An 11,429-nucleotide genomic window follows, 5' to 3' on the forward strand; every position below is an offset into this window, starting at 1 on the left:
CGCGCTTCGGGGATGACCGGCCCGCGAAAAGGGCCGCGGCTACAGAAGCTTAGAAGCAATGGATTGGGTCGTAAGCTTTTTATTGTAGTCGCATATGGCAAAATTCTGCTTGAAATATTCCGTATACAACACGTCGAGCAGGTAAAGTTGGGCGACTTTCGCGGAGAGGGATCCGCCCTGGAACGGCCCTTCGTTCGCGCTGCACAGCAGGACGATGTCGGCGTAAGCGGTCATGGGGGATTCCGCGTAATGGGTGACGCAGATCGTTTTGGCTTTATTCTGCTTCGCGCGCTTTAAAATCTCGAGAACGTCTTTCGTGGAGCCGGAATAGGAGAAGGCGATCGCAAGGTCGTGCTCGTTCAGCAGGGCGGAGGACATGGCCTGCATGTGGGAATCCTGAGCGGAGGCGACGTTGGGCAGGATCCGCGCGAATTTATTTTTCGCCTCAAGCGCCGTGATGCCGGAGGAGCCAACGCCGAAAAAATGAATCATGCGCGCGTTTTTAATCATATCCACCGCCCGCTGGATATCGTTCGGGTCCATCCTGTCCAGCGTTTGGTTCAGAGCGTCGATATCGGTGCGCAGCAGCTTTCGGCAGACCTCGTCCGTGGAGTCTCCGAGATTGATTTCGTCGGAGAGAGTCATGCTGTATGCGCCTTCGCTGCTGCTCAGCGACTGCGCGAGCGTCATTTTGAAATCCTGGTACCCGTTGAGCTTCAGGGTTTTGCAGAAACGGAAAACCGAGGTGTCGCCGACACCGCAGCGGGACGCCAGGTCCGTAATCGACATATAAAGGGCTTCCCGCGGGAACTCCAGCACAAAATTGGCCACCTTGCGTTCGGCCTTGGTAAACACTTTGTCGCACGACTTGATTTTTGCAAATATGTCATACAGCATGATCGACACGACCTCTTTCCTTCAGGCTTCTTTCCGCCAGCCAAATCGCGCCTTGCAATCCGGCGGTGTTTCCAAGAGAAGCTTTTAAAATTTCAACTCCGCGGTAGCTTGGCATGAGAAGACCGCCGATCCGCTGCCGGACGCTGTCGCAGAGAAGGTCTTCGTTCATGATTCCGCCGCCTAAAATGACGGCCGGCGGATTGAAAATATAGATCAGGGAAACAAGCCCGTAGAGAATTTCGTCGATCCAGACGGAGACCGCGCGCTCGATGCGGGAATCGCTTTTCAGCAGTTTGAAGATCTCCCTGCCGTTTAGGTTCCTGCCGGTTTGTTCCCGAACCGAGCGGATCAGCGCGGAAGCGGAGGCATATTGCTCATAGCATCCGCGGTTCCCGCAGGTACACGGCAGCCCGCCGGCGTGGGTGATCATGTGCCCCATTTCACCGGCGGAAAAGGAACTGCCGCGGTAAACCTCGCGGTTCAGAATAATGGCGCCGCCGATTCCGGTCCCGTAGGTAAGGCACAGAAAAGAGCCGTATTCGCGTCCGGCCCCTGCGGCCGCTTCGCCGAGCGCCGCGGCGTTTACGTCGTTTTCCACGAAAGCGGGAACGCGGAACCGCGTTTCAAGCTCCCTTTTCAGCTGTATTCCGGTGTAGCCCGGAATGTTGTCGGTCGCGTAAATGATAGCTCCGGTCTCCGGATTTACCTGGCCCGCGGTGCTGACTGCGATTGCGTCAAAGCACTTCCGTTCGGCAGCGAGGTTCATCGCCTGTTCCAGCACGGCCTTCCCGCCGAGTTCCGCGTTCGTCGGCGTCTCGCGGACGTCCTCTTTTACAAAGCCGCACCGGCTGTCATACAGGCAGTATTTGACGGCGGTTCCGCCGATATCAAGAGCTGCGATTCTCAAAAAAACACCTTCCGTCTTTCAGCATAGCAATGCTGACTTCATTATAAGGGATTGAAAAATTTTTTTAAATTGCGTCTGAGAAAAATAATCCCAAAATTGATAAAAATCACGAAAAGAAATTTGTCAATCCTTATTAAAGATGCAAGGAGAGATTAAAAATAAAAGAAATATTTTTTATTATAAGAGATATTTTTAATAATATTCTTCAATAACGCAAAATACGCGACAAAAAGCAAAAAATAAAAAAATATTTCGGTAATAATTGAAAAAATATTTTATCGTGCTATACTGTAAAAAGAAATTCCCGCGGCTTCCGCGGAGCGATCAAACAGCAGTGCCGAAAGCCGAAATGATTTTGGAAGGGATTTGCAAATATGAGGAAAGTGCTTTACGTTCCGCTGGATGAAAGAGCGTGCAACTACGCGTTCCCCCGGCTGTTAGCGGAGATGACCGATGGGATCGAGCTCCTTGTGCCGCCGTGCGAAATGATGGGGAAGCTGAAGATTCCGGCGGATTACGAGAGAATCTGGCAGTGGGTGTTTCAAAACGCTCCGGCGTGCGAATACGCGATTCTTTCCGTGGATACCCTGGTTTACGGAAACATCGTCAATTCCAGAACGCATCGCCGGACCCGCGAGGAGTGTGAAAAGACCCTTGAGAATTTCAGAAGGCTGAAAAAAAACAATCCGGGTCTTAAAATCCACGCGTTTAACCTGGTGGCAAGGGTCGCCGCCTGCAATGATTCGCATGAAGACCCGGATTACTGGGCGAAATACGGCAGAGGTATCTGGCGGATTGCCTACCTTACCGACAAGGTTGGCCGGGGCCACGCAAGCGACGAGGAAAAAGCGGAGCTGCGGCGGCTGGACGGCGCCGTCCCGGAAGAGTGCCTGAACGATTTCCTAGCCCGCCGCGAAGTAGACCGCTTTACCAACCTTTGCTGCGTCGATCTTGTAAAAGAGGGCGTTTTTGACGTGTTGACCATCCCGAAAGACGACACGGCGGAATATGGATATGCCGCGATGGACCAGGCCGCCATTGCAAAAAGGGTGCGGGCCGGGCGGCTCATGGACCGGGTCCTTGTTTACCCGGGCGCCGACGAGGTCGGCTGCGTGATCTTTACAAGGGTGTTTAACCTGATCAAGGGATATGTTCCGCGGGTCTATGTGCGCTATTCTTCCACGTGGGGACCGACCGTCGTGCCGCTGTACGAGGACCGCCCGCTCCACGAAAGCATCAAGTCGCAGATCACTTCCGCAGGCGGAATTGTGGAAGACTGCTCGGACCGCTCCGACTGTATGCTGGCGGTTAATTCCCCCGGGAAATATATGATTGAGTCGATGGATCAGGACGAGAAAGACCTTACCTTCACAAGCCACAGCAATATGCATGAGTTCCTTCGGTACATCGACTACTACGTGCGAAGCGATCGCAAGGCCGTCGGTTTGGCGGAGGTATCCGTCTGCAACGGCTGTGAAAATGAGTTTATGGACTACGCGGCACTTTCGGGCGTCTTAAAAAAGGTTCAGGCCGTGGGCGGCTGGAACACTTCGCAGAACACCATCGGCGTGGTTCTTGCCCAGACGGTGATCGCGAGCTATTATGACCGCTTCCTCGGGAACGCGGAAAAATTCCGCCTTTCGGAAGAATTCAAAATGCGCAGCATCGTCTGCGACTGGCTTTATCAGGCGAATGTGCTGCGCAGCTTTCTGGCGGAAACCAAGGGGCGGATTGATCCGTTTGCGCTGGGCGGGCACCGCGCCTCAGTGGAAAAATATTTCAGGGACCGCCTGAACAAATTGATACGCGAAAAGTTTGGAAGCAGCTATCAGGGAGCCGACATCGTGATCGACGATTTGTTCTTCCAATGGGACGGCGTGTTTTATATGAATCTTCACGTCCTGCTTGAGAATATCAAATCCATTCTAGAGTAAAGAAGAGATGCTCAATGAAGAAAAACGAGGTGCTGAACCGTCTGAGGGGCGGACTGGTCGTGTCCTGCCAGGCCCTTGAGACAGAACCGCTGCACAGCCCGAAAATCATGGCGCGAATGGCTTCCGCGGCTCAGGAAGGCGGCGCGGTCGGCATCCGCGCGAACTCGCCGGACGATATTGCCGAAATCAGGCGTGCCGTTGATCTTCCGATCATCGGGCTTCATAAAGTGGACTATCCGGACAGCGAGGTTTATCTGACCCCGACGATGAAAGAAGTGGACGGCCTTGTGAAGGTCGGAGCCGATATCATCGCGGTCGACGCCACGGCGCGGATGCGGCCGGGACGCCTGACGCTGCGGGAATTTTTTACGGCGGTCAAACAGAAGTACCCGGACCGGATTTTTATGGCGGATACCTCCTGCTATGAGGAGGGCGTGGAGGCGAAAGCCCTCGGATTCGACCTTGTGGGAACCACCCTGTCGGGTTACACGGAGTATACCAGGGACGTAAAACTCCCCAATTTCGATCTGATGAAAAAGTATGCGGAAACGCTGGGACTGCCGATCGTGGCGGAAGGCGGCATCTGGACTCCGGAACAGCTGCGCGCCGCATTTGACCTCGGCGTCTGGACGGCGGTCGTCGGCACGGCGATTACAAGGCCCCGTGAAATCACCAGGCGTTTTGTCGATGCCATGCGGGTATTTGGCTGAAGAAGCGGCGAAATTTCCGGTACAAAAAAACAAAGGAGACGGATCAAATGAATATTTTATGGGCGCCGGATTATCCGGCAATGAGTCGAAAAGCGGCAAATATTATTTCTGCGCAGGTGATCTTGAAACCGGATTCCGTTTTAGGACTTGCGACAGGCTCCACACCGCTCGGCGTTTACCGGCAGCTGGTTGACTGGTACGGAAAGGGCGACCTGGATTTTTCCAGGGTGCACAGCGTGAATCTGGATGAGTACGTCGGGCTGCCTCCGGACCACAGCAGAAGCTATTCTTACTATATGCGGAATTATTTTTTCAGCCATGTCAACATCGGGCCGGAAAATACCAACGTGCCGGACGGCATGGCCGCCGACCTTGACGCGGAGTGCGAAAGATACGATCGGCTGATCGAGAGCCTCGGCGGCATTGACCTCCAGCTTCTCGGCATTGGGAGCACCGGCCATATCGGATTCAACGAACCGAACGAAGACTTTGACAAAAAGACCCACAAGGTCCGACTGAAGCAGGCGACCATCGACGCAAACTCAAGATTTTTTGAAAGCGCGGACGCCGTTCCGAGGTTTGCGGTCACCATGGGAATCAAGGCGATGATGCAGGCGAAAAAAATCCTCCTTATCGCTAGCGGCGAGGAAAAGGCCGAGGTGCTCTGCCGTTCTCTGTTCGGCCCGGTAACGCCGGAGGTTCCGGCTTCCATCCTGCAGATGCACCCCTGTGTGACGGTTGTGGCGGACGACGCGGCGCTTTCCGTCGTCCTGAAGAAATACCCCGGCAGTGTGGAGCGGAGAAATGCGCCGTGAAAAAAGTGCTTTTGCTGGGGGATTCGATCCGGATGGGCTACGACGGGATTGTAAAGGATTTGCTTGAGGGCGAATGCGAGGTTTATTACGACGAGGACAACGGGCGCTTTTCTTCCTACACGCTTTGGCAGGCAAATCAGCTTTTTAAAAATTACGGAAAATTCGACGTCGTGCACTGGAACAACGGGTATTGGGATATGAACGTGGAGGCCCCGATGACGGAGGCGATGCACCCTGTGGACGAGTATCTGCATTTTCTGAAACGAATCATCCGCGAAATCCGCCGCAACGGCGCCGAGGCCATTTTTGCCACCACGACGCCTGTGGCGGAGCGGGGGCTTGCCCTTGACGGCACCGGCGCGGGGATCAGCTATGACAATTCATGGGTCGAAACATATAATGAGGCCGCAAAAAAGCTGATGGCGCAGGAAAATATTGCGGTAAACGATCTCTATGCGCTGATGCTCAAAGGGAATCACTACTACAAATGCGGCGACGGGCTTCACCTTACGGAAGAGGGTTACCGCCTTTGTGCGGAGCAGGCGGCGGGGCTGATCCGGGAGAAGCTCGCAAACGCCTGAAACGGAGATGCTTTCCGGGCGCCGCTTCGGCGGAGCCTCTCCAATTACGATGCCCCTCTGCTGTAGAAAAACAACTACAACAGGGGGGCAATAGGAAAGTGAAATTTCTTATTTTACCAAATGCTATTCAATTCTGCTTGGCGGCGCAGCTCCTCGCGAAAGTCCGGATGCGCAATGCTGATGAGAGCCTCGACGCGTCGGCTCACATTTAGCCCGCGCAGCCAGGCAATACCGTATTCCGTTACCACGTAATCCGTGTCGTTGCGGGACGTGGTAACGACGGAGCCTTTCTGTAAAAACGGCACAATCTTCGAGTGGAGAACCTCCTTGCCGTTTTCGTCTTTGGTGGTGTAGGTGGAGTGCATGGCGATAATCGACTTGCCGCCGGGAGACATCTGTGCGCCCTGCACGGTTTCCGACTGTCCGCCCGTACCGGACCACTGGACGTGGCCGACCGTTTCCGAAGCGCACTGTCCGGTCAAATCGATTTCCAGCGTGGCATTCACCGAGACAAATTTGTTGTTTTTCCTGATGGTGAACGGGTCGTTGGTAAAGGTACAGGATTTGAACAGAACAGAGGGATTGTTGTCAATGAAATCGTACAGCCTCTGACTGCCCATTGTGAAAGAGCATACCGAGTAACCGTTGAGCAGACCTTTTTGAGAATTGTCTACTGCGCCGCATTCGATCAAATCCACCATGGTTTCGGTAAACATTTCCGTGTGGATTCCCAAGTGGTGCTTACTTTTCAGCTCCGTTGCCACCGCGTTCGGAATATTGCCGATTCCCAGCTGAATCGTAGAGCCGTCCTCAATCAGAGAAGCAACATATTTGCCGATTGCCGCGTCTGTTTCGGTGTATTGACCCACTTTGCTTTTGAAAATGGGGCGGTCGGATTCCACAACCGCGGCAACCTCTGAAATATGAACCTGTGTGTCACCGAAAGTACGGGGGTAATTGGGGTTCACCTCTACAAGGACCAACGCCCCTTTGTTGATGATGTCGCGCTCATAAATCGCGCTGACGGAAAGGGACATATAGCCGTGCCGGTCCATGGGGGACACTGTGGCCAGCAACACGGGACGGCGCTTTTCGTAAGCGATGCGGTCGAGGGTTTTGCGCAGAATGGAGGTGGAGCTTTGGGGCACATCGCTCACCAGCTTTTTCGTCTGCGCATCGCGCAGACCGGCGCTGAAAAACCATCCGTTATGCGCCATAATCCCCTTCATTTCCGGGTCTTTGAAGGCCTCGTAATACTTCAGGGGCAGGCAGGTGTTCAGAACCGTGTTTTTTACGCCGGTTTTTTTCAGGTGCTGTAATTTTTCAAGAATCGCTTCCGGTTCCCCGGCCGCTTGAGACGAAAACATATAATCGTTATCCTGAATCAATTCCAGCGCCTGTTCGGCGGTCATTTTTTTCTCCCGGTATAATTCTTCAAACGTTTTCATGAAAAGAGCTCCTTTCTGAATTCACTGATTTTTTTTCTTTGCTGCGCGCCCTGTTTCCGTGAGAAAGAACGATCCCACGAAGAAGGTTGCACTCAGTACCAGCGCGATGGTCAGTCCAACCGAATACCCGGCTTTGTCGATTGCAATGCCAATCAGATAAAACGCAACCGATTCGATTACGTAGGACAATGCCCAGAACAGGCCCATAATGGTCGTTAACTTTGCAGGGGACATATTCGGCAATTCCTGCGGAATCAACACAAGGGAGGTGACGGGCAGGAACATGACAACGCCGATGGCGAAAGCGGCAATCACCGAAAGAACGTCGTTTTTTGCGTGAAACATCAACGCGCCGAACAATGTCATGGCAAGGCCGCTCCAACGGATTACAGGCAGGCGTTTAAAGTATACCTTCGAAAGGACTATTGCCAGCAAAGAGCCGACGACACCGCCGACGGCTACCAAAGTACTGAGTGTTTTAGAACTGATTGCCGTTACGCCGGAGATTGGGAAAATATTCAGCAGTACAATGTAAAAGGTAAGCAGTCCGGAATAGGTAAGAGGCAATAACCAGTTGATTTTTTCCTTGAGCGCATCTCTTAAGGTGTATTTTTCCGTGTCCCCGGCAGCGGAACGGTTCAGCTCAAAATCCTCTCCCAAAGCCGGCCAAGCAAGGAACAGTATGGCGCTGATTACCGCAAAGAATGCCATGCTGTACTGCCAGGTCTGCAACCAGCGGATTACCGGTCCGACGATCAGCATGGCGATGATCCCTCCGACATTGTAGGCCACGTTATTAAACGCATTGACCGTCGGGCGCTTTTCCGGGGCAAAAAAGTGAATGACAACGGGGTTGAAATAAACCACATACAGCGCGCCGCCAAAGCCCATAAGAAAACGTCCTAAAATAAACATCCAATACTGCGGGGCCAGAACAGCCATCACGCTGCCGGCCACAATAAGCCCGGAACCCAAGCCGATCGCCTTTTTTGGCAACAGCTTGACTAGAATTCCGGCAGCCATAAAGTTACCGATGATTTTGGCAATGGTAATGGCGTTTGAAATAAAGGTTGCCGACGCAAACGACTGCAAATTAAAATACTTCATAATCTGCGGGGTAAGCGTACTGCCGGCGACCCAGTTCACGGCAAAGAAAGCGTATGTAAAAAACATCACCATTTCAATTAAAATGGCTCTCGCGGAAGATACTTTTTTCTCTTGCGCTTGCACAACGATCGCTCCTCTCGCTTGCATACGGCCGCACACAAGCAGTTCATTCAATTTTGTCTGCTTTGGCCAAGCAATCTCTCCGCTTATTATTATAACACGGCGTTTTTCGGAACAAAAATACAAAAAATTCATACCCGTATGAATCAAATTCATACAAAAAACCTTATTCAGTGATTTTAGAATTGCAATTAAACAATTTTCAAGTATAATAAAAAAGAAAATAATAATTGAGAAGGAAATTTCCAATGACAATGGTTCAGCTAGCTTACTATGTGGAAGTTGTAAAACGACGCAGTTTTACAAAAGCGGCTGAGAAACTTTTCGTCAGCCAATCGACCCTAAGCAAAGCCATTCGCGCACTTGAGAATGAATTTCAGGCGGAATTCATCGGACGGCGTTCGAAAGATCTTCTGATTACGCAGGACGGTTTGGCATTTTACGAATACGCAACCAATTTGCTGGACTATTATCATGAACAGACGCAGCAGCTGGAGGAAAAACTGCGTTGTGCAGGCGGTACCCTGACTCTCGGGCTTCCTCCCTCCGCCGGAACCATCTATTTTTCTTCGCTGATTTATCAATTTCGTCAGGCCTATCCGGAAACCGACTTACAGATTACGGAGATTACCTCTAAATTGATCAGGGATTTGGTCGATGACGGAACGCTCGACTTGGGCGTAGTCATCGAACCGTTTTCAGACAGTAAGTTTTACAGTCAAACTGTTTTTTCCTCAGAGGCCGTTCTGGTTGTCCCCAAGCAGCATCCTCTTGCCGCGAAACACAGCGTTGATTTTGGATCTTTGCGGTCGGAGCGTCTGTTAATGGTTTCTCCGGACTATATGTATTACGATGTAATGCTGGAGCGCTGCAAAGCGGCGGGCTTTACGCCAAACATCGTGTTTGAAAGCTCTCAGTGGGATTTGATCCTGGAAATGGTTGCAAATAATCAGGGCGTCAGCATTTTGCCAAAGCCCTTGATTGACAAGCTGTATGCCAACCGTTTGTGTCAGCTCCATCTGAAAAATCCGGAATTTCCCTGGGCGCTCTCCATTATTTACCGCACGGATAAGTTTCTGACCGTTCCCATGCAGCGCTTTTTAAAAATTTGCAAACAATCGAAGCAGTCCCATTTGCCAACCTGAAAGAAATTGGAGCGGCTCGTCTTTTTCCCTTCTGGAAATGGCCCGGGAACAACCGGCTGTAAGCGTGTTCACAAATGCGCCGGTTTTGTGTTTTTAAGGAAAAACAGCATTCAACGTGTTTTCGTGACAGCCGTTAAAACGGCCTGCGTTGATTCCTGAAATTCTTGCAGCCGGCAAATGCGGCCTGCTGCTTTCATAAAATTGTTTCTTTATGGAACATGAAGCAAATTGAGCGTTATGAACTAAATTCGAGCAAAAACAGACAGGAAGAGGTAAAAATATGAAAGAGCTGATCCTTGTCACGTCTCCGCCGGCCTGCGGGAAAACTTATATCTCGAGGAAGCTTGCAACAAATCTGAAGCATGTTGTTTATCTGGACAAGGATACGCTCATTGTGCTGTCCAAACAGATTTTTGCCGTTGCGAACGAGGAGTACAACAGAAGTTCTGAGTTTTTTAAAAAGAATATCAGAGATTATGAATACGCCGCTATTATTGATCTTGCGCTTGAAGCATTGGAATACGATGATATTGTCCTGATTAACGCTCCTTTTACAAAAGAAGTCCGGGACAAAAGCTACATGGATCACCTGAGAGAAAAACTCAGGCGGAAGAATGCGAAATTGATCGTGATCTGGGTGCAGACAGACGTTGAAGTGGTCAAGCAGAGAATGATTCAGCGGAACAGTGACAGGAATTCATGGAAACTTGCCAACTGGGATCAATATATTGCGGGGGTAAATTTCAACATTCCCAAAGAACTCGACGATCCGTCCTGCAAAGACGATTTATTAGTTTTCAAAAATTCCTCAGACGACGAATATAATCAATCCATGATAGAAATACTTGGAATTCTTGAGTCTTGAAGAATGGAGAAAGTTTGAACTTGTTTCGATATTTTGATTGAACACGATAAAACACAGGAGAAAAAATGAAAGCGGTTTTTATAGATCGTGACGGAACCATCGGCGGCGGAGATGAAGTTACATTCCCACAAGAGTTTAAACTATTTCCATTTTCCAGAAAAGCGATTGATCTGCTGAAAAATAAAGGATATAAATTGTTTGCCTTTACAAATCAACCGGATCTTTCAGAGGGAAAAGTAGCCTATAAAGATTTTGAAACAGAGCTCAACTCTCTGGGATTCGATGATCTTTGTATTTGTCCTCATAGACCGGTCGACCATTGCAAATGTCGGAAACCTAGCGCATATATGATCAATCAAATGGAAATAAAGTATCATTTACAACTTTCCGAGTGCTTTGTAATTGGTGACAGGTGGAGCGATATGGCTTCCGGGATAAGTGCAGGCACAAAAGTGATACTGGTAAGAACCGGCGCGGGTAACGGAGCAATGGGCCTGTATTCCAATCAATGGAATCCTGATAGGGCCGCCTATATAGCGGAGGATTTGCTGGACGCTGTCCGATGGATTCTTAATCATGCATGATAAGATGCTTCCGGTTCCCGTGTTCCGGAAACTCTTGCGCTTGTCGGATTTAAAGTCAAACGTCCGTCCCCTTACGGGGCTTTTTTCAAGATGGGGCCGTTGCAAAACGGCACGAAAAAAAAGTCGGAGCAACCATACGAAAAGGTATTGGCAGCTCCGGCTTTTTGCTTTAAAATTTAGTTGTGAAAAAAAATAAAAAGCTCTTAGAGCATAACAGATTTGAGCGAAAAAATCAACAGTTGACGCTCCCAATGGATATGGAAATAACAATACCGCAGGATGATCCGGTACGGCTTGCCAGCGCGCAGCTTGAGGA

The 11,429-nt window shown here is 50.6% G+C and carries 11 protein-coding genes; 7 read left to right on the forward strand and 4 right to left on the reverse strand.

Annotated elements, in window-relative coordinates:
• Positions 1-39: 39 nt before the first annotated feature.
• Both CAFE_RS03600 and CAFE_RS03605 read right to left on the reverse strand, forming a co-directional pair.
• The gene (locus tag CAFE_RS03600) at positions 40-897 is read right to left on the reverse strand and encodes a MurR/RpiR family transcriptional regulator (RefSeq protein WP_066643989.1); all 858 of its coding nucleotides are present in this window, start codon (positions 895-897) and stop codon (positions 40-42) included.
• A complete protein-coding gene (locus CAFE_RS03605) occupies positions 887-1,804 on the reverse strand; it encodes an ROK family protein (protein WP_066643988.1) in 918 nt (305 codons plus the stop codon). Before CAFE_RS03605 ends, CAFE_RS03600 begins: the two co-directional genes overlap by 11 nt.
• Before the next feature lie 374 nt (positions 1,805-2,178).
• Here CAFE_RS03605 and CAFE_RS03610 point away from each other — a divergent pair, with 374 nt between their 5' ends.
• The 4 genes from CAFE_RS03610 to CAFE_RS20450 are packed head-to-tail and all read left to right on the forward strand — an operon-like array spanning position 2,179 to position 5,844.
• On the forward strand, positions 2,179-3,738 hold the full coding sequence (locus tag CAFE_RS03610) for a DUF4127 family protein (protein WP_156989796.1): 1,560 nt from the start codon (positions 2,179-2,181) through the stop codon (positions 3,736-3,738).
• A 14-nt stretch (positions 3,739-3,752) separates the two neighbouring features.
• The gene (locus tag CAFE_RS03615) at positions 3,753-4,448 is read left to right on the forward strand and encodes an N-acetylmannosamine-6-phosphate 2-epimerase (RefSeq protein WP_066643986.1); all 696 of its coding nucleotides are present in this window, start codon (positions 3,753-3,755) and stop codon (positions 4,446-4,448) included.
• 47 nt (positions 4,449-4,495) lie between these two features.
• Positions 4,496-5,263 carry a glucosamine-6-phosphate deaminase gene (gene nagB, locus CAFE_RS03620; protein ID WP_066643985.1) on the forward strand — a complete coding sequence of 256 codons (768 nt, stop codon included), beginning with the start codon at positions 4,496-4,498 and terminating at the stop codon, positions 5,261-5,263.
• Positions 5,260-5,844 carry an SGNH/GDSL hydrolase family protein gene (locus tag CAFE_RS20450; RefSeq protein ID WP_207708859.1) on the forward strand — a complete coding sequence of 195 codons (585 nt, stop codon included), beginning with the start codon at positions 5,260-5,262 and terminating at the stop codon, positions 5,842-5,844. The genes nagB and CAFE_RS20450 overlap by 4 nt, the downstream gene beginning before the upstream one ends.
• Positions 5,845-5,957: 113 nt before the next feature.
• On the opposite strand, the gene CAFE_RS03630 is transcribed toward CAFE_RS20450, so the two are convergent.
• Positions 5,958-7,292 carry an acetyl-CoA hydrolase/transferase family protein gene (locus CAFE_RS03630; protein WP_156989797.1) on the reverse strand — a complete coding sequence of 445 codons (1,335 nt, stop codon included), beginning with the start codon at positions 7,290-7,292 and terminating at the stop codon, positions 5,958-5,960.
• Positions 7,293-7,313: 21 nt separating this feature from the next.
• Entirely contained in the window at positions 7,314-8,522 is a 1,209-nt protein-coding gene (locus tag CAFE_RS03635; RefSeq protein WP_139104026.1) for an MFS transporter, read from the reverse strand.
• Between the two features lie 245 nt (positions 8,523-8,767).
• Here CAFE_RS03635 and CAFE_RS03640 point away from each other — a divergent pair, with 245 nt between their 5' ends.
• The 3 genes from CAFE_RS03640 to CAFE_RS03650 all read left to right on the forward strand — a co-directional run bounded on the left by CAFE_RS03640 (position 8,768) and on the right by CAFE_RS03650 (position 11,113).
• Complete coding sequence (locus tag CAFE_RS03640) at positions 8,768-9,664, forward strand: LysR substrate-binding domain-containing protein (RefSeq protein WP_066643982.1); 897 nt, start codon at positions 8,768-8,770, stop codon at positions 9,662-9,664.
• 280 nt (positions 9,665-9,944) lie between these two features.
• Positions 9,945-10,529 carry a P-loop nucleotide/nucleoside kinase family protein gene (locus CAFE_RS03645; RefSeq protein ID WP_156989798.1) on the forward strand — a complete coding sequence of 195 codons (585 nt, stop codon included), beginning with the start codon at positions 9,945-9,947 and terminating at the stop codon, positions 10,527-10,529.
• A 65-nt stretch (positions 10,530-10,594) separates the two neighbouring features.
• The gene (locus tag CAFE_RS03650; RefSeq protein WP_156989799.1) at positions 10,595-11,113 is read left to right on the forward strand and encodes an HAD-IIIA family hydrolase; all 519 of its coding nucleotides are present in this window, start codon (positions 10,595-10,597) and stop codon (positions 11,111-11,113) included.
• Positions 11,114-11,429 lie beyond the last annotated feature (316 nt).

Source organism: Caproicibacter fermentans, assembly GCF_009746625.1.
GTDB lineage: Bacteria > Bacillota > Clostridia > Oscillospirales > Acutalibacteraceae > Caproicibacter > Caproicibacter fermentans.